Here is a 24,553-nt window from a genome sequence, read left to right on the forward strand (position 1 = left end):
CCTCTCGTGGATGGACGAGGAGCGCGACGTGAGCACATGGCTGGGAATCGGAACGATTGTATATCCTTGTTTTTGAAATTCAGCAGCTTTCTTTTGGAACTCATCCGCAAAAATCAAGCGATATCGGTAATCCCCCATAAACTTGTATCTTGTAACGTAGGCTTTCATGGCTTCATCATATTTATAGAGGGCTTGATTCAAAATCAGCCTGCACCCTGCCTTTTCCCATCCCCTGCAATCTTCGCAGATTGTTTTTCTGGTCATTTGTCTGCCGCAACCGGGACATGAGGTCTTGAAATCAATTCTTTCGAACTTTTGCAGACAGTTTTCGCAAGCAACCGGTCGCGCCAACGGTCTGAAAGAAAACAAAAAGTCAAAGGTCATGTCCTGTTTCAGTTTTCTTCCGCATAACAGGCATTCGTTCACTTAAAATATCGCCTTGCCTTTCGATTCATCCTCCTGATCTGTTCAATCGAGCCTTTAATCCGTCTGGTATAATTATCGCAGAAAAATCTCACGTGTCCGTCCGGCCTTTCGCTGCTTCTTCCGGCACGTCCGGCAATCTGAACAAGCGCAGGCAGATTGAATTCCGATGAGTCTGCACAAAGAACCAGAACATTCAGCTTTGGAAAAGTCACGCCGCGTTCCAGGATCGTCGTCGTCACCAGGTACTGGCATCTCCCGTCACGCATGGCCTGAACCTTCTCGATTCTTTCCGGATCCCCTGCATGAACCGTTGTTCCTGAACAACTCTCAGGCAAAACTTTCCGAAGGCTTTCATGAACCTTTTCCAACAAATCGATTGTCGGCACGAAAACCAAAAAAGGATATCCTTCATCCTCAAATTCCGTCAAGGATTTTTTGACTGCACCGGGAATTTCTTCAGAAAAAAGCTTTTCCCTTAATCGAAAACAACAGACGACTTGGGGAACGGGAAGCGGATTCTGATGAAATCGAACCGGCAGGTAAATCACGTCGACTTCCTTCTTTTTTATCTTCACTTGCAGTTTTTCATCAGGCGTTGCCGTCAGAAAAAGTCGGGTTCCACCTGCCTTCAACGCATTTCCAGCTGCATATTCAAGTGATTCGTTACCGAGAAACGGGAAGGAATCAACTTCATCAATAATCATCAAGTCAAATGCGTGATAGAATCTCATCAGCTGATGCGTCGTACACAATACGAACGGCGTATATCGGTATTTTGAATCTGAACGACTATGAAGACAGACGATGTCGACCGTTGCAAAAGCCGCTTTCAATCTTGGAAAAAGCTCATTGATCACGTCAATTCTCGGTGCGGCAAAACAGATACGCCTGCCCTTGATCAAAGCATCCTGCAACGTTGCAAAAGTCATCTCCGTCTTGCCGGCACCGGTAACCGCCCAAAGCAAATGGTCACCAGGCAGGGATGCTGCCTTCAGCAAGGCATCAGATGCCGTTTTCTGCTGATTCGACAGCTTTCCGTGCCAGCTCAAGACACCCGGTCCATATTTTGGAAAGGCGTTTGGTTCCCTGATGCTGTATAATGTAGTAGAAGTCGACATTCTGCCGAGCATGATGCAATGGGGGCAATAGAAATCACCGTTTGGCAGCAGAACTTCCCTTAGAGGGGTCTTTTTGCCACACCGTTGGCAAAAAAGACGTTTCCCATCGATTTTGACAGCCGGACGTTTTTCCAGACAAGGCAGTCCGTTGAGTTTCTCTTCATCCGTCCGGCAGGAAATTGCCGTTGTCTGGCGTCCATAAAACATTTCAACATTAATCATCAAACTCATCCCCCTGATATATAAATACGCAAAAATCATCCAAATTTTTTTGAAAGGACAAAAAAATGAATCAACCCTACCTGACTATCAAAGAAGACGGCTCAATTGAGCAAACCATCAGAAAATCACAGTTCATCTGCTGTATTTTCAGAATAGAAAACGAGGAACAGGCCCGGGAAATCCTTGCAAGACAACGTTCCCTGCATAAAAAGGCCACCCACGTCTGTTTCGCTTACATGACCGGCGATCAAGATCAGATTCAGCGCGAGTCGGACAACGGTGAACCGCAGGGAACTGCAGGCGTTCCCATCCTTGAAGTCCTGAAAGCAAATAAGATTCATGACGTTCTGGCAGTCGTCATTCGTTATTTCGGCGGAATCAAACTGGGAGCAGGCGGCCTGATCAGAGCCTACAGCAGTTCATGTGCCCAGGCAATCGAAGCCGTCGGCATCGTCAAGCGAGTCGTTCAGACAAAAGTCACTGTAACGATTGAATATCCGCTTTGGGGCAAGCTGCAGAATTTCCTGACAAACGATGAAATCGCCCTGCTTGATACGATCTACACCGATAAGATTCAGGCCGTTGTCTGTGTCGATTCCGACAAGCTTGATGATTTCAAGCAAAGAGTCATGGACCTGCTTGCCGGAAACTGCCTGTTTGAAACAGGCGCAGATGTTTTCAATGAAGTCGCAGTCTGAAAAAGAGCCGGGAAATCCCAGCTCTTTTTTTAATACTGGCTTTTATGCACAAAAAAAGCTCCTCGACTGAGAAGCTACTTGTTTTTCCTTGAATCAGAACCGGAGAGTTTCAAAACCAGATTTCTTATAAAATTCAGCAACGGCTGCCTCGTATCGCCTACAAGTCCGATAACCTCAACGAAGATTTCAAGCCCGAACAAGGTCGCCACCGTCAAAAGCAGCGATCCCCACAGATTTGAAAATGAATACAGCAGCGAAATGCATGAAAAAATCAGTGCGATTCCGTAGATGACAAGGACCGTCTGCGTATGACTCAGACCCATTTGCATCAGCCGATGGTGCAGATGGTGCTTGTCAGCCTGTGAAATCGGACGATTATTCAGCTTGCGCCGCAAAATGGCATACACCGTATCGGTAATCGGAACGCCCAGAATGATCACGGGAATGATGATCGTGATGAACGTTGCATTTTTCAAACCATAAAGCGAAAAAACCGAAATCATGAATCCAATGAACAGTGAACCCGTATCGCCGAGGTAAATTTTCGCCGGGTGAAAATTATACGGCAAGAACCCGGCGAGTGCCGCTACCATTGTAAACATCATGATTGAAACAAAAGTATTCGTAACGTTTAAGAAGAAATACCCCGTCACGGCACTGGTCGTCAGGGCAATCATCGCCACGCCGCAAGCCAGGCCGTCGAGTCCGTCGATCAGGTTCACGGCATTCGTGATGGCGGCAATCCAAAGCAGCGTAATCGGCAGGCTCAGCCAGCCAAGCTGAACGGTTCCCACAAACGGTATCGTCAGCGTCGTCATCCTGATTCCCGCTGCAAAATACACGACCAGGGACGCAAGCAGGATTCCGAACATTTTTTGTCTAGGTTTCAATTCATAAATATCGTCAATAATTCCAGTCAGGATAATCACAACTTCTGCAGCAAACAACGGCCAAATCTGATTGCTTGGATATTGATTCCTGAGCAATGCGAAGTTTGCGATATTAAATGCGATGAAAATCGCCAGTCCGCCCATTGTCGGCATTGGCACTTTGTTAACGCGTCTTGCATTCGGGTTGTCCACTGCGCCGATTTTCAGCGCAAGTCCTCGAATCAAAGGAGTCAAGGCAAGCGACAGCAAAAACGTCGCAGCCATTGATGCAAGTATCTTATACATATGCCGTCCTCTTTCTGTTAGTTCACTGTGCGCAAACACGGCCGATTCCGCACAACAAATCTGCGGGCATGAAAGCCTACAGGTACAGAATACATTTTACCATAAGAGTAAAACAAATAAAAGACAAGGCCCCAAATCATGAAACTGACGCCATCATCCGCAAAAATGACGCTAAAAAATAAAAATCCGAGAAAATCTCGGATTTCAAACGACGTCTTCATGACTTGAAAAACGTTTCAAAACTACTTCTTCAAATGATAGCTGTACGTTGACACGATGATGTTTTCCCTGGAACCAAGTGCCTGACGCAATCTGAAACTCGTCTGGTTGTGCAGAATGTTCTGCCATGGTTTTTTAGGAACAAACTGCGGCACAAGCACTGTCACGGAGTAATTTCGATTGACCGAATCCTTGGCAATGACGTCACAGAATCTGAGAACCGGAGTAACAACTGAGCGGTAAGACGAGTGCAGATCGACAAATCGCACGTCAGGAAATGCCATCTTGAATTCATTTGCCGTCTCATGCTCCTTTTTAGGATTGGTATCAAATGAAACGTGCATCGCAATGACGTTTTCGCTGATTGAACGCGCATAGTTGATGGCTCCCGTAGTGACGTGCGTTACCGAACTGACAAGCACGATTACGGTCGAACCGCTATAGTCGTGCAATTGCTGCTCCTCGCTCAGACGCAGCTGCGTTGCAACCGCAACATAGTGAGCATGAATCTTGTAGAATGCAAACAAAAGCAAAGGCATAATCACAAGATACGGCCAGACGTTGCTGAAGTGCAGGAAGAACAGGAAGACAACAAGCGCAAGGGAAATCAAGGCACCCAGCAGGTTGAAGAACGAATTCAGGATCCAATGCCGGCCTCGTTCGCGGTACCAGTGAATGATCATTCCCGATTGCGACAAGGTAAACGGCACGAACACACCAACCGCATAAAGCGGAATCAGCAGGTTTGTCTGTCCATGGAAAATGAAGATCAGGACAATCGCACCGACAGCAAGCGAAATAATCCCGTTTGAGTAACCTAAGCGATCGCCCTTGTCCATAAACATGTGTGGCATGAATTTATCTTTCGCAAGATTATACGCCAGAATCGGAAATGCCGAAAAACCGGTATTTGCAGCAACAGCCAGAATCATTGCGGTCGAAAGCTGCAAAAGGTAGAAGAATACGCCATGACCGAACACGGCAATCCCGATTTGAGAAAGCACCGTTTGCTTGCCGTTCGGCAAAATTCCAAGGTAATAGCTCAAAAATGTGATGCCGCCAAAGAAAATGCCCAAAATGACGGCCATGATTGCCAAAGTATTGGCGGCATTCCTGCGTTTGGGCTCTTTAAAATTAGGCACGGCATTGCTGATGGCTTCGACGCCGGTCAATGACGATGAACCGGCCGAAAAAGCCTTTAAAAACAAAATCATCGTCATTCCGGGAACTGCTTGCCCCACATGAGCACAGGCAGAGTATTCAATTCTGCCGGTTGCAATATTGAACAGTCCCCAACCGATCATTGCGACGATCATCACAACGAAGAAGTAGACGGGAACAGTTAAGAATGAAGCAGATTCACGCATTCCGCGCAGATTAAGCGTCATGATGAACAAAACGATAATGACCGAGATCGCGATGCTGTGATTGCTGAGCGCAGGAATCGCGGACGTGATTGCTTCAGTCCCGGACGTAACGGAAACAGCGACCGTCAGCATGTAATCGACCAGAAGAGAACCGCCGGCAACAAGCCCTGCACCGGTTCCCCAATTCTTGGTCGCAACAACGTATGCGCCGCCACCCGAGGGATACGCATTGATGATCTGACGATATGACATCGTGATTGCAAAAAGCAAGACGAGCACGATTCCGGCCGCCGGCAGGGCATACCAGGTAGCTGCAGCAGAAAGCACCAGCAGTGCAGTTGTGATCTGCTCAGTACCATATGCAACTGAAGATAAAGCATCAGACGACAATAAAGCCAAGGCCTTGAACTTGGTCAATGACTGACCGCCCTCATCAGCTGTTTTCAATGGTTCCCCGATTAACAGCCTTTTTAAATAACGATACATAGCGATTTTTCTCCTTTGTAAAAAACAACTTCCGAAATACCTCAAATCCGTAAGCTGCAAATTATCAATGTATTAACTGCGCCGTATTCATACATTCTACACCATTGTTTAAATTAATGCACACCCAACTTATGCATTGATTCAAGTGTTGTAAATACGATTTATTATATAGCCTTTTACAAATTAATTCAAGAAGCTTGCAAACGTAAACAAATAATCCCGGGAACCGTACAACTCGGTCCTCGGGATTACTGCCGGATTTATGACTTTTTACATCATGCCGCCTTGTGGCATTTGCGGAGCGGCTTCCTTTGGCTCCGGCTTGTCAGCAACGACTGCTTCAGTCGTCAGCAGCAAAGCTGATACGGAAGCTGCATTTTGCAATGCGGAACGAGTTACCTTGGTTGGATCGACGATGCCTTCCTTAACCATGTCAACCCATTCATCGGTTGCTGCATTATAACCGATTCCCGGTTCCTGTTCCTTAAGTTTTTCAACGATTACGGAGCCTTCCAGACCTGCATTTTCGGCAATTTGACGAACAGGTTCTTCCAACGCGCGCTTGACGATATTGATACCCGTTTGAACGTCGCCGCTTTCCTTCAAATCTGCAACAGCACCGATAACGTTTACCAATGCCGTGCCGCCACCAGGAACGAATCCTTCTTCAACGGCTGCGCGCGTAGCGTTCAAGGCATCCTCAATGCGGTACTTGCGTTCCTTCAATTCCGTTTCGGTTGCAGCACCGACCTTGATGACTGCAACGCCGCCGGCAAGTTTTGCCAGACGTTCCTGAAGCTTTTCACGATCGAAATCGGAAGTCGTTTCGGCAATCTGCTTTCTAAGCTGATCCACGCGTTCCTTAATCTGTGCCTTGTCACCCGAACCCTCGACAACAGTCGTGTTCTCCTTTGTAACTGTGACGCGGCCTGCGGTACCAAGCTGGCTGATTGTTGCATCCTTGAGCTGCAAGCCAAGATCGTCAGTGATTACCGTTGCGCCCGTCAAAATGGCGATATCCTGCAACATTGCCTTGCGACGGTCGCCAAATCCGGGAGCCTTGACAGCAACAACGTTGAACGTGCCGCGAATCTTGTTCAGGACAAGCGTTGGCAATGCTTCGCCGTCAACGTCGTCTGCGATGATCAGCAAAGGACGGCCTTGTTCAACGATTGACTGAAGAAGCGGCAGGATTTCCTGAATGTTTGAAATCTTCTTGTCCGTTACCAAAATGTAAGGATTGTCAAGATCTGCCTCCATCTTGTCATTATCGGTTACCATGTACTGTGACAAGTAGCCGCGGTCGAACTGCATTCCTTCAACAACGTCAAGCGAAGTGTCAATGCCCTTTGATTCTTCAATCGTGATTACGCCGTCATTTCCGACCTTTTCCATTGCATCGGCGATAAGCTTGCCTGTTTCTTCATTTGCAGAAGAGATGGATGCAATCTGGGCAATGTCGCTCTTTGACTCAACCTTGTGAGACATCTTCTTCAACGCATCAACGGCAGTTTTCGTTGCAAGCTCAATCCCGCGACGAATGCCGACAGGATTTGCACCTGCAGTGACGTTCTTCATGCCTTCATTTACGATTGCCTGAGTCAGAACCGTTGCCGTCGTCGTTCCGTCGCCTGCGATGTCGTTTGTCTTTGAAGCAACTTCAGCAACAAGCTTTGCACCCATGTTTTCAAAATGGTCTTCCAATTCAATTGCCTTGGCAATCGTCACGCCGTCATTCGTGATTGTCGGAGCACCGTATGACTGCTCCAGGACAACGTTGCGGCCCTTGGGACCGATTGTCGACTTGACAGTATCTGCAAGCTTGTCAACGCCTGCAAGCATCTTTGAACGAGCATCTTCTGAAAACTTGATTTCCTTTGCCATTATTAATTTCACCTCATGAAAATTCTTGAATTATGAATAAAACCGTCGTCATTCAACAACTGCAACGATGTCGTTTTCGCGAACTACCAGGTACTTTTCGCCTTCATAGCTCACTTCTGTTCCGGCATACTTGTCAAATACGACCGTATCTCCTTCCTTGACAGAAGGAACGACCTTTTCACCGTTATCAAGGACACGTCCTGCACCAACGGCCAATACTCTGCCCGTTTGCGGCTTTTCCTTTGCATTGCCTGCAAGAACGATTCCGCCAACGGTCTGTTCCTCTTCTTTTTGAACCTCTAAAATGACACGATCTCCTAATGGTTTAAGCACGTTATATCCCTCCAAAGTCTTTTTTAGCACTCTCAACGTTTAAGTGCTAACTAATTACAATTCCTACTATAACCACTTTCAGAATTAATTGCAAGCATTTTTTATCACTCTCAGGTAAAGAGTGCTAAAAATATGTTCTAAAACCGCATCACTCCGCACTTTTCAATGGGTCAAAAAAGTTGTTAAGGTTTGGTAAAGGCCACTTCAGGCTCTTATGTGCTATAATGGTAAAAGCTCAAAATCGAAAGGAAAGAAGGCTCTTCTCTTGAACAGACAAAATTCAGCCAACGGTCTTGCACTGACAGGCGCCTACCTTCTCATCATGATTTGTCAGGTCATGATTCCGCGTTATTTCCACAACGGACCCGCCTACCTGATCTGCACGCTCGTCTGGCTGCTTGGCGCCTTGGCGATGCTTCTTCTTAACAGGAAATTCCCGTTTGAAAACCCCGTTGATTCGCCCGGAAAATGCACTCAAGCTTCACATGAAGCAATTCTGATCGGTCTTGGCCTTGTCGCAACGCTCGCTGCGCAGCTGCTGCTTACCTCATTTGAGGTCAGCATTCTGCATCAGCCGTCCGGATCCGAAAACACCAACATGTTCATTGAGATCATTCATCGGTATCCGTACTACTTCCTGTGTCCGGTAATTGCAGCTCCGATTACCGAAGAACTCGTCTTCAGGAAATTCTTCTTCGGCAACTTTTCAAGCGTGCTCCCCAAATTAGCCTGCGCGCTGATTTCAAGCACTGTATTTTCAATGTGCCACGGCGACGGACACTTCATCGTCTATGCGGCAATCGGACTTATCCTGTGCTATGTTTATGAAAGAAGCGGCAAAATCAGAACCGGCATGATCGTGCACATGCTGATGAATCTGACGGTCATGCTCATCAGTCTATAGAAAAAGCCGGAAAGAAATCCTTTCCGGCCGAGTTCCTAAGACTGCTTCTCCAAATCAAGGAAGTAAATCAAGGTTTGAAGCTCATTCGTGAGATCGACGTTTTGGACCAGCACGGACTCGGGCACGGATATTCTGAGCGGCGTAAAGTTCAAAATTCCCTTGACCCCCACTTCAACCAGATCGTCCGTAACTCCCTGAGCAACATTGGCAGGAACCGTCAGAATCACGATTTCAATCTGCTGAATCCTGAGCTGCTCCTTCATGTCCTCCATCGGATAAATCGGCACGCCGCTTTGAATCGTTCCGGTAATTTCTTCGTTGATGTCAAATGCAGCGTTGATTCTCACGTTGTTGCTTTTATGAAAATTGAAGTTGAGCAACGCATGACCAAGATTGCCGACACCGATCAAGGCAACGTTTGTCAGCTTGTCCTGGTTGAGCGTCTTTTTGAAAAATTCCAAAAGATTCTCGACATCATAGCCATAGCCACGTTTTCCAAGTGCTCCGAAATACGAAAAGTCCCGGCGGATCGTTGCAGAATCAACTTTGACAGCCTCAGCCAGTTCATTTGAGCTGACGCGCTTCTTGCCGGCATCGGACAACATATTCAGATAGCGATAATAAATCGGCAAACGTTTGGCCGTGGCCTTGGGAATATTTTGCGATGTCATAGGATAGTCCCCCTGTCTGTCATGCTTACCTGTAAATTTTAGCATACAAATTCAAACATTAAAACAAAAAAGTTACTTAATTCACAAACTTTGATGAAAAACGAAATTGATATAAAGCTCTTCTAAACGCTTACATAAAATGTTTGTGAATAATTTCCACAATCAATGAAAAGGTGAACCAAATGATACTATTACAAGTTCAACAAGTTGCCCGCTATTTTGGGGCAGATACCTTGTTCGAAAACGTCAGTCTGGACGTTTCGGACAACTCACGGATTGCGCTCGTCGGTCGCAACGGAGTCGGCAAATCGACGCTGCTCAAGATGATTATCGGAAACGAGCCGCCAGACGCGGGCCAGATAACAAGGAAAAAAGGCCTGACAATCGGATATCTCGCGCAGAATACAGGGCTTGAATCAGACAAGACGATTTACGCTGAAATGCTCGGCGTCTTCGAAAGACTTCAGATTATGGAAAGAAATCTGCACGAAATGGAGGCAGAAATTGCCGATCCCGGTACAGATCATTCATCTGCCGCATATTCGCAGCTTTTGAACCAGTACGATCAGCTGCTTCATGACTTTGAAGAACAAAACGGATACGGATATGAAGCAGAAATCCGTTCGGTGCTCCACGGCTTTCATTTTGAACAGGAAGACTATGACCGCAAGATCTCATCTCTTTCCGGCGGTCAGAAAACGCGGCTTGCCCTGGCCAAACTGCTTTTGGAACAACGTGACCTGCTTATTCTGGACGAACCTACGAACCACCTTGACATCGACACTTTAACCTGGCTTGAAGGATACGTTCAAAACTACAAGGGCGCACTGCTCATCGTTTCGCATGACCGCTACTTCCTTGACCGAATCGTAAACGAAGTCTATGAAATCAGCCATCATCACAGCAGCTACTACAAGGGAAACTATTCGGCATATATCGATCAAAAGGCCGAACGACTGCGTCAGGAATGGAAGAATTACGAAAAGCAGCAGGTCGAAATTTCCAAACTGGAAGATTTCGTAAACAAAAACCTGGTTCGTGCCTCAACCACCAAGCGTGCGCAAAGTCGCAGAAAACAGCTTGAAAAAATGGACCGGCTCGAGCGTCCTGAAGGAGACGAAAAGGGACCTCATTTCAAATTCACGGCCGACTCGCAAAGCGGAAACATCGTTTTAACCGTCAAGGATGCCGCAATCGGCTATGACGGCCGCATCATTTCTTCGCCAATCAATATCGATCTGCGTAAAAATCAGGTCATGGCCATCGTCGGTCCGAACGGAATCGGAAAATCAACGCTTTTGAAAAGCGTCTTAGGGCAAATTCCGTTTATCAAGGGCAGCTCTGAATTCGGCACGAACGTCAAGGTCGGATACTACGATCAGGAACAGCATAATCTGCATGACAGGAAAACCGTTTTAAACGAGCTTTGGGATGACCATCCGACAACGCCGGAAAAAGACATTCGCTCGATACTCGGCAGTTTTCTCTTTATCGGCGATGATGTTTCCAAAGTCGTTCACAACCTGTCCGGCGGCGAAAAGGCCCGTCTGCTTTTAACCAAGCTTGCCATGAAGCATGATAATTTCCTGATACTTGACGAACCGACCAATCACCTTGACATCGACAGCAAGGAAGTCCTTGAAAATGCCGTCAGGGACTTTGACGGAACCGTTCTGTTCGTTTCCCATGACCGCTATTTCATCAACAAGGTGGCAACCTGCGTCCTCGAAATTGCTCCGCAGGGTTCAACGCTTTATCTCGGCGACTATGACTATTATCTTGAAAAAAAAGCAGAGCAGGAGGAAATTGCCGCTGCCAGATCAGCAGCTGAAGAACCGGTTGAAAATTCTCCAAAGGAAGTCTCAAACGGAAAAGTCAACTATCAGCAGGGCAAGGAACGTCAAAAACAGGAACGCAGACTAAGACGCAGCGTTGAGGAATTAGAACAACTCGTCGAAAGGCTTGACGCTCAGAAAAACGACCTGGAAAATCAGATGGCCGCACCGGAAAATTATAACGACTTGGAGAAAATGAGCGAACTTCAGGCAAAGCTGCAGGAAATTTCCGAAAAACTCGATGAAGCAGAAGAAAACTGGGAACAGGCAAGCATGGAGCTGGAAGAATTCCTGGCCTGATCAGATTGGCTGAGCAGCACTGCATTTATCAAAAAGAGCAGTTTACATGCATCAAAATCAGGAAAATGCCGGACAACGTCAGTCAAATCGACTGCATTGTCCGGCATTTCATTTAATTCAAGAGGAAAACGGAAATCCCTCCCCGGTTTTCTGTTGTTTTCAAATCATCTATGACATTTCACTGATCCACTCAAATTCCAGGCTTGGATCCGCATTGAGATCCAGTCCCCCTCTGATTCCTGCCCGATATGCTTCATACCCGGCGGCTCCGATCATTGCCGCATTGTCGCCGCAAAGTCTGAGCGGTGCCTTGATCAGTTCAACGCCGTCAAATGCCCGAAGCTCTTCGTCAAGTCGCTTTCTCAAGCCTTGATTGGCTGCAACTCCTCCGGCAAGAATAAGTTGTCTTACAGGAAATTCCTTCAGGCATCTAACCGTCTTCTCCGCCAAAACGTCGATGACGCTTTGCTGAAAACTGGCTGCAAGATCGTTTTCATCAAGTTTTTCTCCTATTTGATCGGCATGATGAACTGTATTGATGAATGCGCTCTTCAAACCGCTGAAACTGAAGTCGAAATTGTCCTCCTTTTCCATTGCACGCGGAAAATGGAACGTGTCCTGACCCTTGTGAGCCATTTCATCAATCTGCTTTCCGGCCGGATATGTCAGGCCGAGAACGCGTCCGACCTTATCATAGGCTTCACCGCAGGCATCATCTCTTGTTTCGCCGATAATCTTGAAATCATAAGGCCCGCTTAAATAGACCAGCTCAGTATGTCCTCCTGAAACAAGCAGCGCCAATGCCGGAAAATGCAGCTCTCCTGCAAATCTTGCGGCATAAATGTGGCCTGCCATGTGATTGACCGGAACAAGCGGCAGATCATGAGCGTATGCAACCGTTTTGGCAGCAGTCACGCCGACGAGCAGCGAACCGACCAGACCAGGTCCGTAAGTGACGGCGACCGCATCCAGGTCATCATAGCCGATGTTTGCTTCACACAATGCGTCATCGATGCAGTACGTAATCTGTTCAATATGATGGCGGCTCGCCACTTCCGGAACAACGCCCCCGAAACGCTTGTGGCTTTTAATTTGTGTTGCAACGATGTTTGAAAGAATTCTATTTCCGTTTTCAATCACGGCCACGCTTGTTTCATCACAACTTGATTCAAAGGCCAAAATGAGATTCCTGTCCTCAGCCATTCGTCATTCGTTCCTTTCTCTTGTTGGCATTGATGCTGTAAACCATTTCGATGGCATCTTCTGCCGGATTGTCAGTATAGTAGTCTTTTTTCACGATCCGATCGACAAATCCCGCAAAACGGTATGCCTCATGGGCATTAACGTTGCTTTGTCTGACTTCAAGGCTGACTTTCCTGAGGCCCCTCTTGTCCGCTTCGTCAATCAAAGTCCTGATCAGCATCTGCCCCAGTCCCAGGTTTTGATAAGGAGGCAGAACGGCAATATTCGTGATATGTGCTTCATGCTTTGCATATTTCATGTCGCATCCCGCAAATCCGACCATCTCATCGTTGTGACGGACTACCAGATACAGCGTTCTTTCCTGCTCCCTGATCTGAGCTTCGAAGTTTTCAAAATTCCAGGGAGTCTGTCCCTTATAGACTGCACGTTCGATATCCAGAATTTCGGGAATATCCGGAACGACCGCGCGCACGAAGAGATATTCATATCCCTTGACCTTGACGTTCCTGCATTTAAATTCCAACTGACCGTCATCCTTACTGCCGAACAGGTGGTTAAAGCCGGTTTTAAATTTTTTCAACATAGGAGTCATGCTCATCTTTCCCCTCCGGATGTTTTTCAAGCCACTGAGCCTCAGCCTGGGTCATTCGCAAATAGCTCGGAACAAAATCGTTGACGTCGACGCATTTTTCCCTTTCGCCAAGCATCCCCAGAATGTCTGCCCGGGGATAATTGAAGCCAAAGGATGAAATGCTGCCGTTCCTGCATTTTTCATTAATCAAATCAGAATAAGACTGCGCATCCCTGCCGACAAAAATCACGCTTTGTGAAGCAAATTTCTCACACAGGTCAGCAACCGCAATATGCCGGTCTGGCATAACCGTCTGCAAATGGCCCTCTTCATCATAGCGGTAAGCTCCGGCAAAAACGTTGCCGCGCCTTGCGTCAAACATCGGGACCAAAACGCTTTTTTCCGTCTCTGGAAATGCAGCGGCCAGAACTTCAAGACTGGATACGCCTGCCAGTTCCTTGTCCAGCGTGTACGCCAGGGTCTTGGCGGTTGCAACGCCGATTCTCAGACCCGTATAGGAACCGGGACCTTTTGCCACCACGATTCGATCGAGCTCGCAGGGCCTGAGTCCTGCATCCTTCATCAGCCTTTCAATCAGCGGCAGCAGCTTCACGCTGTGATTTCTCGTTTTCGTACAGGTCGCCTGACTGAGCAAGTTGCCATCTTCCAGAACGGCCACGCTCAACGGCTGATTGGAAGTATCAATCGCTAGAATTTTCATTAACTATCGTCCTTTTTGTCTGTATAATCTTCCATATGATATCTTAACATAAACAGACTGCTTTTGAAGTGAAAAATCTGATAAGGATTCAGAAAATGGCTTCTAATCTTCCTTGTGTTCAAAATTTGCAACAAAAAAAGAATCGGGACAAACCCGATTCTTTTTTGCCGTTTCAAAACTATTTCAAAATCTCAGCGACATAATGTCCAAATTCGCTTGTCTTCAGCGTCGTTGCCCCGTCCATCTTTTCGGCAAAATCAATCGTGACATGCTTTTTTGAAATCGCCTCTGCAACTGCATTTTCAATCAATTCTGAAACTTTTGTCCACCCAAGGTAATCAAACATCATTGCGCCCGACAGAATAATCGACGTTGGATTGAGCTTGTCCTGTCCGGCAAACTGCGGTGCGGTTCCGTGCGTTGCCTCAAAAACGGCCCGCCCCGTCTGATAATTAATGTTTGCTCCGGGAGCAATGCCGATTCCTCCGACTTGAGCCGCCAACGCATCCGAAATGTAATCGCCGTTAAGATTCATGGTTGCGGCAACATCGAACTTATCCGGATAAAGCAGCGTCTGCTGAAAGAAATTGTCGCAAATAACGTCGCTTACGAAAACCTTGGCTTCGGCCTTCTTCTGTTCGGCAGATTCCCTGCCGCAAGTCCTGAAGACCTCATCGTATTCAGGCTGCGTGAACACTTCATTGCCGTAAGCAGAACAAGCCTCATAGCCCCACTGCTTGAACGAGCCTTCCGTTTTCTTCATGATGTTTCCCTTATGAACGAGCGCCACGTTCCTTCTTCCGTGACCGAGCGCATAATCGACTGCCGCTTTGACCAACCGCACGCTTCCTTCCTTTGAGATCGGCTTGATTGCAAAGGAAGAGGTCTTCGGAAAGCGGACCTTTTCCAACTGGCCTTCTTCTTCAAGCAGCGCCTTCAATTTTTCAGCTCCGTTGCTGCCCTCCGCAAAGTCAATTCCCGCATAGATGTCTTCCGTGTTCTCACGAAAAATTGCAATGTCGACCTTTTCAGGTTCTCTGACCGGAGACGGCGTCCCTTCATAGTATTTAACCGGTCTGAAACATGCATAAAGGTCAAGCTTCTGGCGAAGCGTCACGTTAATCGAGCGATGGCCCTTGCCAACGGGCGTCGTCAGCGGTCCCTTGATTGCAACAAGGTTTTCCCTGAGCGCTTCAAGCGTTTCGTCCGGAAGCCATTGTCCAGTTTTGTCAAATGCAGTCTGCCCGGCCAGAAGCGGAATCCAGTCAACGGCTTTTTGCCCCGCATATGCCTTTTTGACGGCCGCATCAAAGACTTCTCTTGCAGCAGCCCAGATTTCAGGTCCGATTCCGTCGCCTGAAATAAACGGAATCTGCGGATTGTCAGGAACGGTCAGCTTCCCGTCTGTCATCGTAATCTTTTCACTCATAAAAATACCCCTCGCTAATCATTGACATCCGGAAGATAGTGTCGTTCGTCAGGTCCGACATATTCCGAACACGGACGAATCAAAGTCTTTTCGCGACGCTGTTCCATTACGTGCGCCAGCCAGCCGGCAGTTCTGCAGGCCGCAAAGATTGTCGTGAAGACATCCTTCTTCAGGCCGACGCAATGATAAATCAAGGCAGTATAGTAATCAACGTTAGGATAAAGCCCTTTTTCCTTCAGCATATAGTCGGCAATTTCGGTTTGAACTTCAAAGAAATACGTGTTGCCGGTCCTTTTGGCCATTTTTTCCGCAATCGGGCGCAAAATCTTCGCCCGCGGATCTCCGTGCTTGTAGATTCTGTGACCGAAACCCATCACCTTTCGTCCGCGCTTGAACGCATCTTTTACGTAATCAATCGGATCCATGTCATGATCGTAAATCTTTTCAAGCATTTCAAAAACACGTTCGTTCGCCCCGCCGTGAAGCGGTCCCTTCAATGCGCAGACAGCGGCAGTCAGACATGAATAGTAATCTGAAAAAGTCGAAGCCACGACCCTGGCAGTGAAAGTCGATGCATTGAATTCATGATCGGCCTGAAGAATCATGACGGTTGAAAACATCCTGGCCAATTCCTCATCCGGCCTTTCGCCGGTCAGCATGTACAGGAAGTTTTCAACGACGCCCATCTTCTCATCAACGTCAATCAACGGCTCGTTGTTTCTGATTCTGACGATTGCCGCAATGACCGTCAGCATCTTCGCCAGGATGCGGGGCGGCTCATCGTGCTCCACGTCGTTCGTAGTCCCAAGAAGTGAAGTCGTCGTGCGCAGGATGCTCATCGGATGCTGCGGTTCACGGGCAATATACAGCAAAAGCCGAACGGTTTCTGCCGGCAAAACCATCTTGCGGACAAGCAGCTTGCGGAACTTCTGCAGTTCCTCTCTGTTTGGCAGGCGTCCGTACCACAATAAGTAGACGACCTCTTCAAAGGATGCCTGACAAATTTCTTCAATCGGGTAGCCACTGTATGTCAGTCTGGCATTTTTCGTTGAACTGATGCTGGTCTGATCGATAACGACCCCAGCCAATCCTCTTGGCAAATCCATAAAAAACCTCCTTAATGCAAATGCAGTTCTCAAAAATGAGTTATTTGTCCTCTAAAACGTACTGCAAAATTCCGCCAGTTTTATAGTATTCTTCGTCAATCGGAGCATCAAATCTTACCTTTGCCTCGAATTCGATTTGATGATCCCCGTTTCTGGCAGTTACATGAGCCGTTTTGTCCTCAAGTCTGATTTCAAACGTCTCCGAACCGTCAAGCCCCAGGCTGTCTGCGTTTTCTCCCGCAAGATACTGCAATGGCAAGACTCCCATCATGACAAGATTCGACCGATGAATCCGTTCAAAGCTTTCTGCGATGACGGCCTTGACTCCCAGAAGTTTGACGCCTTTAGCGGCCCAGTCGCGCGACGATCCCATTCCGTAGTCCTTTCCTGCCAAAACGACTGATCCGATTCCGTGTTTGCGATAGTTCATCGCAGCCTCGTAAATCGTCGTGTCCTTTTCATCGAGCCAGTCATACGTGAAACCGCCGCTCTTTCCCTTTGCCAGCTTGTTTTTCAGACGAATATTGGCAAGCGTTCCGCGCACCATCACCTCATGATTGCCGCGACGCGAACCGTAGGAATTGAAATCACGCACCGAAACGCCGTGCTCCTTCAAATACCTTCCGGCAGGAGTGTCCGGGCCGATGAAGCCGGCAGGCGAGATGTGGTCGGTCGTGATGGTGTCCCCCAATTTGGCCAGGACTCGCAGTCCGGTCAGATGACCTTGTCCGCCCTTGTCATCAAAAAACGGTGCAGAGGCAAGATAAGTGGATGCTTCATCCCATTCATAGGTTTCGCCAGCCGGCGGGACAAGCCTGTTCCATACCTCGTTTTGCCTGAAGATGCCGTTGTAATTTTCGGAAAAGAGTTCAGGCTTAACGTAATTATGGATGCAGTCCGTGATTTCTTCAGGTTCAGGCCAGATTTCTCTCAAGTAGACGTCTTTTCCGTCGGAATCCCTGCCCAGCGGCTGATGTTCCAAATCGATGTCAAGCGTCCCGGCGAGAGCGTAGGCCACGACCATTGGAGGAGAAGCAAGATAAGTGTCCTTGATAAGCGGATTGACGCGACCTTCGAAATTACGATTTCCGCTTTCAACCGCAGCAAGCGGATACCCTGTCTTTTCCACGGCAACCGCGACTTCTTCCTTCAAGCGGCCGGAATTGCCTATGCATGTCATGCAGCCATATCCCGTCAGGTTGAAACCCAGTCTGTCCAGGTAAGGCTGCAGTCCGGAAGCCTTCAGATATTCGGTTACTACGCGGGAGCCGGGAGAAAGCGACGTCTTGACGTATGCCGGAACCTTTAATCCGCGTTCTACTGCTCTTTTGGCAAGCAAGCCGGCACAAATCAGAACTTCCGGATTGGATGTGTTCGTGCAGCTCGTGATGGCAGCAAGGCCCAGAGCCCCCGGACGCAGACTGAAATGCTCGTTTTCCATGTCAAAATCAAGATTTTCGGGCAGATCATCGTCATAATACCTGAAATTATCCGGCAGCTTGTCAAGCGTTACCAGGTCCTGCGGGCGGCTCGGGCCGGCAACGCTGCTCCTGACCGTCGAAAGGTCAAGTTCGACATATTCTGAATAATGACGCTGCGAATCTTCCTGTTCCTGATAGCGCAGATGATTTCTTTCAGCATACGCCACAACGATTCTGATCGTTTCCTGAGGACGATCCGTCAGCCTCAGATATTCGATTGTCTGGTCGTCAATCGGAAAGTAGCCGCATGTTGCCCCGTATTCAGGCGCCATGTTTGCGATCGTCGCACGATCGGCCAGCGGCAGATTCTTCAAACCGTCTCCGTAATATTCGACGAACTTGCCGACAACGTTGTGCTTGCGAAGCAGATTGGTCAGCGTCAGTGCCAAATCGGTTGCCGTTACCCCCGGACGCTTTTTGCCCGTCAGCTTGACTCCGACGACTTTTGGAAGAGGAAAATACGATTCCTGACCAAGCATTCCTGCTTCAGCTTCAATTCCACCGACGCCCCAGCCTAAAACGCCGAGTCCGTTGATCATCGTCGTATGAGAATCTGTTCCGACCAGCGTATCAGGGAACAGCACTCCGTTTCTTTGATTAATGACCGGAGAAAGATATTCCAGATTGACCTGATGAATAATCCCCGTATCGGGCGGAATGATCTTGAAATTGTCAAAACTGTTCTGTGCCCACTTAAGGAACGTATAGCGTTCGTTGTTTCTTTCAAATTCGCGCTTGACGTTGAAGTCAAACGCCTCATCATTACCGGCACTGTCAACTTGGACGGAATGATCAACGACCATGTGAACGTCAACGTCAGGATTGATTGTTTCGACGTCTCCGCCGCGACGTTTCATTTCATCACGCATCGAAGCCAGGTCGACCATTGCCGGGACACCTGTCAAATCCTGCAGGACAACGCGTTCAGGTTTAAAAACGACGTCATGATCATGTTTTTCGTCCCAATCGATAAAGTCTTCCAGATATCTCTTAAGATATGGCTTTTCAGCGCTTTTTCTTAAGGCGAGTTCCAGCAAGATTCTGATTGTATACGGCATTTCCTCAATCCGCTGACCTTTGTCTTCAAGAAATTCTGCAAAGTCGCAGTATGAATATTTTCTTCCGTCAACGGTTAGTTCCTTGCGATACTTTCCATCTACCATAGCATCCACCGACCCCTTTAAACTTTATTAATTCATTCTAACACAGTTTTAATGAAAATGCTAATTACACCTGTCGCGTGATGTGCTTTTTTCTAACATCCCATGTCAGCACAAGTGTTTTGGGTATTGGCTAAAATCACTTATCCCACATGATTTCTAACCGTTTTGTTATATTTGTAGGTACAACATGTCCGGTCACCGTTCCGTCAAAAGCCATCCGATGCAAAAAAGCTCCGCTGAAACTCAAATTCAGCGGAGCATATCCGTGCACTCTACATTATCCATTCTTCTTTGCGCAGTTTCCAATCGCAAACTGCTCGACAGGAAAGTTCATCATTAACCTTGATTTCATGAAAGGTCGTGACGGTTTCAACGCCTGTCATGGTTATCTGTGCCTGACTGATGGCTTTTTGACCGTAGCGAATCTCTTTTTTATACTCGATGTTCATGCCTGTGGGCTGGTATTTGGTCAAAAAATCAAGATCAAGCGCATCGAGCATCCATTCAAAATAATGAACGTTATTGACGTGCTGATTGATGTCAATGTCCCAGAAGCGAACCTCATATTCCTTTTGGCGGTCGATTCGCTCAAGTTCCTTTGGAAGCGGCAGTCTCTCAATCTTGGTCGTATATTCTGAATGATATGGTTCAATCAGATTTTCCGGAATCCTGACAATTTTGCGCTCATTTTGATCCATCAGGGCAAACACCGTATGCATATGTGCCAGTTCCTGTTTTCTGATGTCGTGAATCCAGAAGTCACGATAGCAGAAATAGCGGTTATAGCTTTTGGCATGAGTCGTAATGTAGATTGTTTCGTTTCTTCGAGGAAGTCTCTTGATGTCAATCATGTTTTGCGTAACAATCCAACCCAGGCCCATCTGATTGACTTTTTCGCTTGAAAGGCCAACGGCATCGCTTTGGTCATTACATGAAAGCATCATCAAGTCAACCAGACGTCCTAACCCGACGGTTCCGTTCATATCGGTTTCATAGTAGGTAACGCGGTGTTTTTCGCTGAATCCCTTGCTTTCCAAAACAATCCCTCCTAATCATCAAGGTGATGAAAAATATTGTAAACTTCCTGCTTTTTCATTTTGCGCCTTCTGGCCACTTCCTTAATGGCATCATTCGGCTTTTTTCCTGATTCGATCAAGGCATTGACCGACTCTTCAATCGTTGTTTCGCTCAAACCGTCTGCTTCAAGCGTTTCGACATGAGAATTGCCCTCAACAATCAGGACGAATTCGCCGCGAACCTCATCTTCTTCCGCAAATTCCAGGGCATCAAGAAGGGTTCCGCGCAGGAATTCCTCATATCGCTTGGTCAATTCGCGACACAGGACGACGCGTCTGTCGGGTCCAAAGACGTCAGCCATTGCCTGAACCGTTTTCTTCAATCGATGCGGAGCCTCGTAGAAAATCAGCGTGACCGTCTGACTGTTCAGCTTTTCAAGCTCTTCTCTTTGTTCCTTGTTTCTTCTTGGCAAAAAGCCATAAAACAAAAACGGCTGCGGCAAAAGCCCGGAAGCAATCAGTGCCGTCAAAGCCGCATTCGGTCCCGGAAGCGGAGCAACGGGAATCCTGTTTTCGATGCAGGCAACCACAAGCTCGTGCCCGGGATCACTGATTGAGGGCATTCCGGCATCGCTTACCTGTGCCAGGTTCCTTCCTGCCCGAAGCTTTTCAATCAGCTGCGGAATCCTTTCTTTCGTGTTGTGCTCATGAAAGCTTATCTGCGGCGTATCGATTTCAAAGTGATTCAATAGTTTCTGAGTATTGCGAGTGTCCTCAGCACAAATCAAATCGACTTCCTTCAGGGTTCTGACTGCCCGTTCCGTCATATCGCCCAAATTGCCGATAGGCGTCGGAACAAGGTAGAGCGTCCCCGTTTCATGCACGCCGGAAAAACTGCTCATTTTCTCTATGCTCATCAGTGTCTCTCTCCATAAATCACGTCTTGACAAAAGACGCACGGTTCATCATTAACGCGCCGCGATCCGTACATGTTGTCCACGTTGCAGACGTGAAAACCTTCTTCATAAAGCTTTTCAAGATTCTGACGCGACTTGGACAGGCCGTTCTTCGTCGTCTTGCCCCTTTGCCTGTTGTTTCTTTCTTCAAGTTCCTGAAGTCTCGCACGCAAATGACTGTTTTCAATCGCAAGCTCTGCATTCTGTTCAACGATCCGGTCCATCTCTTCCCTGACGCTCGCAATCGTTCTCTGCATCTGCTGCGATAGTTTTTCCATCTGCTCAAAACTGTCAAAAAGTTCACGTTTCTTCAAAATATCACCTTCATCTACTACTCATGATAACAACTTACAAGTTTCAGCGTCAACGTTTCAAGGATGTTTTGGAAAGAAACGTTGACTGCCTGCAGTTTTTTTGAGTCCAGAACAAGTTCCGTCGCCCTGCATGCCCTTTGTGCGCTGATTTTCTCGGAAAATGCACGCAACTCATCACGGTGCATTGCAAATGACGTCCTCCCGTTATCTTCAAATTTGAGCAGCATGACGTCTCGAACCAGCAGAACAACCAGGTCAAGCAGCATGTCCTGCTCTGACCTGTCGCTGAAATACTGTTTCAAATGCGTCGTCACGTTGACGAAAGCCCGTAAATCATTTGTCATGATAAGTCTGAACCACTCCCAGACATCAGCCGACATTGCTGCAAACTCATCGTCTCCTGACAACTCGAGTGCAAGATTCAGGCTGCCGGTCACACCCAGCAACAGGCTGGCCCTGTCCCTTGAAATTCCTTCATGCTCCAGGCGTTCCATCAGTTCGTCAAAGCCAGGTGACTGAAGCTCAAATTCCTGACAGCGTGAAATGACAGTCGGCAAAATCAGGCTGGCATTTTCCGTCAGCAAAAATGCACATACGTCGCCGCTTGGCTCTTCCAAAAATTTCAACAGACTGTTTGCAGCACTCACAGTCATCTTTTCAGCAGCAGAGATGATGAATATCTTCCTTGTTCCTTCAACCCCGCTTTTGCTGAACTCAGCTTTCAGGAAACGAATCTGATCAACCTTGATCGATGCACCGTCGGGAGCCACCTCAACGACGTCCGGAAAGCTGTGATCGGCAATTCGCCTGCATTCGCTGCATTTTCCGCAAGGCATCCCGTCCTTCCTGCCGGTGCAGAAAACGGCCTGCGCAACAAAAAGCGCAAGTTCAGCCTTGCCGGAACCGGCTGGACCTGCAAACAAATATGCATGCGACAGTTTCCCTGCTTCAGTCAGTTTCATGAAATGCTCAGTCAGACGGGGCTGCAGTTCCATAATCTTCTGTTCCATGATTAAAAATGCAGAAACTGCTCAACAGGCAGGACAAACACGGTGGCTCCGCCGACTTCGACTTCAATCGGATACGTGTTCGTTGCTTCAATCGGACTGTCGACATTTACAGAAGGCGTAACGTATTCCGAGCGCTTTTTTGAAACGTCCCTGATGATTCCGAGAACTTCTTCCACACGATCATCCTCGATTCCGATCAGAAAAGTCGTATTTCCGGAACGCAGGAATCCGCCTGTCGACGAAAGCTTGGTTGCCCTGATGTCTGACTCGATGAAAGCATTGCTTAAACGGTTGCTGTCCTTATCTTGAACGATTGTAACGACTAGTTTCATAAATATTCCCCCTGTTTTTCCAAAAACCTGCGTCAGGCAAAAAATTCCGGTGCATGCTTTTTCAAAATTCCCTTAACTTCAAGAATCACCTCTTCAAGCGGTCGGGAGGCATCTACTGTGACGATCCGCCTTGAATCTCCGGCTGCCAGTTTCAGATATGCATCATGAACCGTTTGATAAAATGACATCTTTTCGTGATCCAGGCGGTTTACCTCGTCCTGTCTGTTTTTCCTGATTCTTTCAAGTCCAAGCTCCGGATCAATATCCAGAAAAATCGTCAAGTCCGGAGTCAATCCGTCCGTTGCGAAACGATTCATCTCAGCTATCTCGTCAGTTCCGACAGAACGCCCTGCACCTTGATAAACAATCGAGCTGTCGACAAATCGATCGCATAAAACCAGCTTTCCGGCTGAAAGTGCCGGATTGATCGTTTCGACGATGTGCTGTCTTCTGGCCGCTGCATAAAGCAGGGCTTCCGTCCGCTCGTCCATTTCGGTAAAGCGCTCATCCAGGATGACGTTTCTGATTGCTTCAGAGATTCTGTTTCCTCCCGGTTCTCTTGTCAGAACACAGCCGTTTCTGCCCTTTTCCTCCAGTTCTCTGACCATCGCCTTGATTACACTCGTCTTTCCGGAACCGTCCGTCCCTTCGAACGTGATAAACATTCCACTCAATTTCCTGACCTCATTTCTCTTTAAATACTATTTTACTGTATTTGCCCAAAATAAAAAAGCCAGGATTTCTCCTGACTGCCTTATTTGCCAAATACTGAGGACTGCATGTGTCCGTGAACTTTTCTTAACTTGGCTTCACGATACAAAAATTCATATTTTGCACGCGCAAGTTCCGTTTCGGCCGTCAATTCCTCATCGGCATCATAGACGGCCGCTTCAGTCTGACGAGCATGATCCCAGATCATTTTTGCATCATCGATTGCATCCAGCAGGAATTCGTCATATGTGCTGCGAAGAACATGCCGCTTTCTTCCAAACATGAAAATCACCTCTGTCTCAGATTTCCTGACGCCCTTCGACCGCCTTGAAAAGCGTCATTTCATCCGCATATTCGATATCGCTTCCGACTGCCAGACCATGCGCAAGCCGGGTTGTTCTGATTCCGGCAGGCTTGATCAATCGGGAGATGTACATTGCCGTTGCCTCTCCTTCAGGGGTGGCATTCGTTGCCAGAATGACTTCCTTGATTTCAGGATTGGCCTGCAGCCTTCGAATCAGTCCCTTGACGTTGATGTCTTCAGGCCCGATTCCTTCACTCGGAGAAAGAACTCCGTGCAAGACGTGGTAAAGCCCGTGATAATCGCGCAGTTTTTCAAAAGCCATCACGTCCTTTACCTGTTCGACGACGATTACCTGCTGCCGGTCGCGTGATTTGTCAGCGCAGATCACACACGGATCGCTTTCGGTAATGTTGCCGCACAGACTGCAGTAATGAAGATCGCGCTTAGCCGAAACCAAAGCCTTCGAAAATTCTGAAACGTCCTCTTCGTCCATGTCGATCGTAAAGAATGCCAGGCGGACCGCGGTCTTCTCACCGATTCCGGGAAGACGCATGTAGCTGTCGATCAGCTTGGCAATCGGTTCAGGATATTGCATCTG

23 protein-coding genes and 1 pseudogene are annotated in these 24,553 nt (G+C 47.7%); 3 read left to right on the top strand and 21 right to left on the bottom strand.

Features of this window, described 5'->3' with window-relative positions; translation table 11 throughout:
• Both V7Z60_RS02200 and V7Z60_RS02205 read right to left on the bottom strand, forming a co-directional pair.
• Positions 1 to 264 (bottom strand): annotated as a pseudogene (locus tag V7Z60_RS02200) (ComF family protein); the annotation flags it as partial.
• A gap of 158 nt (positions 265 to 422) precedes the next feature.
• Positions 423 to 1,766 (bottom strand): DEAD/DEAH box helicase, encoded by a 1,344-nt coding sequence (locus V7Z60_RS02205; protein ID WP_334115926.1) that lies wholly within the window; start codon positions 1,764 to 1,766, stop codon positions 423 to 425.
• A gap of 65 nt (positions 1,767 to 1,831) precedes the next feature.
• On the opposite strand from V7Z60_RS02205, the gene V7Z60_RS02210 reads away from it, so the two are divergent.
• Entirely contained in the window at positions 1,832 to 2,464 is a 633-nt protein-coding gene (locus tag V7Z60_RS02210; protein WP_334115927.1) for a YigZ family protein, read from the top strand.
• Between the two features lie 74 nt (positions 2,465 to 2,538).
• Here the strand turns inward: V7Z60_RS02210 and V7Z60_RS02215 are convergent, their stop codons facing one another.
• The 4 genes from V7Z60_RS02215 to groES form a co-directional block, all read right to left on the bottom strand.
• Positions 2,539 to 3,639 (bottom strand): glycosyltransferase family 4 protein, encoded by a 1,101-nt coding sequence (locus V7Z60_RS02215; RefSeq protein WP_334115930.1) that lies wholly within the window; start codon positions 3,637 to 3,639, stop codon positions 2,539 to 2,541.
• Between the two features lie 242 nt (positions 3,640 to 3,881).
• Positions 3,882 to 5,711, bottom strand: a complete 1,830-nt coding sequence (locus tag V7Z60_RS02220) for an APC family permease (protein WP_334115931.1) — start codon at positions 5,709 to 5,711, stop codon at positions 3,882 to 3,884.
• A 270-nt stretch (positions 5,712 to 5,981) separates the two neighbouring features.
• Positions 5,982 to 7,595: a chaperonin GroEL gene (gene groL / locus V7Z60_RS02225; protein ID WP_334115933.1), complete on the bottom strand. Its 1,614-nt coding sequence runs from the start codon at positions 7,593 to 7,595 to the stop codon at positions 5,982 to 5,984.
• Between the two features lie 48 nt (positions 7,596 to 7,643).
• Positions 7,644 to 7,928 carry a co-chaperone GroES gene (groES, locus tag V7Z60_RS02230; RefSeq protein WP_334115935.1) on the bottom strand — a complete coding sequence of 95 codons (285 nt, stop codon included), beginning with the start codon at positions 7,926 to 7,928 and terminating at the stop codon, positions 7,644 to 7,646.
• A 265-nt stretch (positions 7,929 to 8,193) separates the two neighbouring features.
• On the opposite strand from groES, the gene V7Z60_RS02235 reads away from it, so the two are divergent.
• A complete protein-coding gene (locus tag V7Z60_RS02235; protein WP_334115936.1) occupies positions 8,194 to 8,832 on the top strand; it encodes a CPBP family intramembrane glutamic endopeptidase in 639 nt (212 codons plus the stop codon).
• A 35-nt stretch (positions 8,833 to 8,867) separates the two neighbouring features.
• On the opposite strand, the gene V7Z60_RS02240 is transcribed toward V7Z60_RS02235, so the two are convergent.
• Positions 8,868 to 9,503, bottom strand: a complete 636-nt coding sequence (locus V7Z60_RS02240; protein WP_334115938.1) for a redox-sensing transcriptional repressor Rex — start codon at positions 9,501 to 9,503, stop codon at positions 8,868 to 8,870.
• A gap of 182 nt (positions 9,504 to 9,685) precedes the next feature.
• Between V7Z60_RS02240 and V7Z60_RS02245 the strand changes: the two genes are divergently transcribed.
• The gene (locus V7Z60_RS02245; protein WP_334115940.1) at positions 9,686 to 11,638 is read left to right on the top strand and encodes an ABC-F family ATP-binding cassette domain-containing protein; all 1,953 of its coding nucleotides are present in this window, start codon (positions 9,686 to 9,688) and stop codon (positions 11,636 to 11,638) included.
• Positions 11,639 to 11,806: 168 nt separating this feature from the next.
• Here the strand turns inward: V7Z60_RS02245 and tsaD are convergent, their stop codons facing one another.
• From tsaD to recR, 14 genes are all read right to left on the bottom strand, one after another.
• A complete protein-coding gene (gene tsaD, locus V7Z60_RS02250; RefSeq protein WP_334115942.1) occupies positions 11,807 to 12,841 on the bottom strand; it encodes a tRNA (adenosine(37)-N6)-threonylcarbamoyltransferase complex transferase subunit TsaD in 1,035 nt (344 codons plus the stop codon).
• The gene (gene rimI / locus V7Z60_RS02255) at positions 12,834 to 13,424 is read right to left on the bottom strand and encodes a ribosomal protein S18-alanine N-acetyltransferase (RefSeq protein ID WP_334115944.1); all 591 of its coding nucleotides are present in this window, start codon (positions 13,422 to 13,424) and stop codon (positions 12,834 to 12,836) included. The genes tsaD and rimI overlap by 8 nt, the downstream gene beginning before the upstream one ends.
• Positions 13,408 to 14,133 (bottom strand): tRNA (adenosine(37)-N6)-threonylcarbamoyltransferase complex dimerization subunit type 1 TsaB, encoded by a 726-nt coding sequence (tsaB, locus tag V7Z60_RS02260; RefSeq protein ID WP_334115946.1) that lies wholly within the window; start codon positions 14,131 to 14,133, stop codon positions 13,408 to 13,410. The genes rimI and tsaB overlap by 17 nt, the downstream gene beginning before the upstream one ends.
• A 178-nt stretch (positions 14,134 to 14,311) precedes the next feature.
• On the bottom strand, positions 14,312 to 15,562 hold the full coding sequence (icd, locus tag V7Z60_RS02265; protein ID WP_334115948.1) for an NADP-dependent isocitrate dehydrogenase: 1,251 nt from the start codon (positions 15,560 to 15,562) through the stop codon (positions 14,312 to 14,314).
• A gap of 14 nt (positions 15,563 to 15,576) precedes the next feature.
• Positions 15,577 to 16,668: a citrate/2-methylcitrate synthase gene (locus V7Z60_RS02270; protein WP_334115949.1), complete on the bottom strand. Its 1,092-nt coding sequence runs from the start codon at positions 16,666 to 16,668 to the stop codon at positions 15,577 to 15,579.
• Positions 16,669 to 16,708: 40 nt separating this feature from the next.
• Positions 16,709 to 19,312 carry an aconitate hydratase AcnA gene (gene acnA / locus V7Z60_RS02275; protein ID WP_334115951.1) on the bottom strand — a complete coding sequence of 868 codons (2,604 nt, stop codon included), beginning with the start codon at positions 19,310 to 19,312 and terminating at the stop codon, positions 16,709 to 16,711.
• Between the two features lie 272 nt (positions 19,313 to 19,584).
• Positions 19,585 to 20,349 carry an acyl-[acyl-carrier-protein] thioesterase gene (locus V7Z60_RS02280; protein ID WP_334115953.1) on the bottom strand — a complete coding sequence of 255 codons (765 nt, stop codon included), beginning with the start codon at positions 20,347 to 20,349 and terminating at the stop codon, positions 19,585 to 19,587.
• Between the two features lie 11 nt (positions 20,350 to 20,360).
• On the bottom strand, positions 20,361 to 21,245 hold the full coding sequence (gene rsmI, locus V7Z60_RS02285; RefSeq protein WP_334115955.1) for a 16S rRNA (cytidine(1402)-2'-O)-methyltransferase: 885 nt from the start codon (positions 21,243 to 21,245) through the stop codon (positions 20,361 to 20,363).
• Entirely contained in the window at positions 21,245 to 21,598 is a 354-nt protein-coding gene (locus V7Z60_RS02290) for a DNA replication initiation control protein YabA (RefSeq protein WP_334115957.1), read from the bottom strand. Before V7Z60_RS02290 ends, rsmI begins: the two co-directional genes overlap by 1 nt.
• 17 nt (positions 21,599 to 21,615) lie before the next feature.
• The gene (holB, locus tag V7Z60_RS02295; RefSeq protein WP_334115959.1) at positions 21,616 to 22,608 is read right to left on the bottom strand and encodes a DNA polymerase III subunit delta'; all 993 of its coding nucleotides are present in this window, start codon (positions 22,606 to 22,608) and stop codon (positions 21,616 to 21,618) included.
• Positions 22,609 to 22,610: 2 nt separating this feature from the next.
• Complete coding sequence (locus V7Z60_RS02300; RefSeq protein WP_334115961.1) at positions 22,611 to 22,940, bottom strand: cyclic-di-AMP receptor; 330 nt, start codon at positions 22,938 to 22,940, stop codon at positions 22,611 to 22,613.
• Positions 22,941 to 22,972: 32 nt separating this feature from the next.
• Positions 22,973 to 23,605, bottom strand: a complete 633-nt coding sequence (gene tmk / locus V7Z60_RS02305; RefSeq protein WP_334115979.1) for a dTMP kinase — start codon at positions 23,603 to 23,605, stop codon at positions 22,973 to 22,975.
• An 89-nt stretch (positions 23,606 to 23,694) separates the two neighbouring features.
• A complete protein-coding gene (locus V7Z60_RS02310) occupies positions 23,695 to 23,934 on the bottom strand; it encodes a YaaL family protein (RefSeq protein WP_334115963.1) in 240 nt (79 codons plus the stop codon).
• Between the two features lie 16 nt (positions 23,935 to 23,950).
• Positions 23,951 to 24,550: a recombination mediator RecR gene (recR, locus tag V7Z60_RS02315; protein WP_334115965.1), complete on the bottom strand. Its 600-nt coding sequence runs from the start codon at positions 24,548 to 24,550 to the stop codon at positions 23,951 to 23,953.
• Positions 24,551 to 24,553 lie beyond the last annotated feature (3 nt).

This window comes from Ligilactobacillus sp. (genome assembly GCF_036846325.1).
In the GTDB taxonomy this organism is placed as follows: Bacteria; Bacillota; Bacilli; order Lactobacillales; family Lactobacillaceae; genus Ligilactobacillus.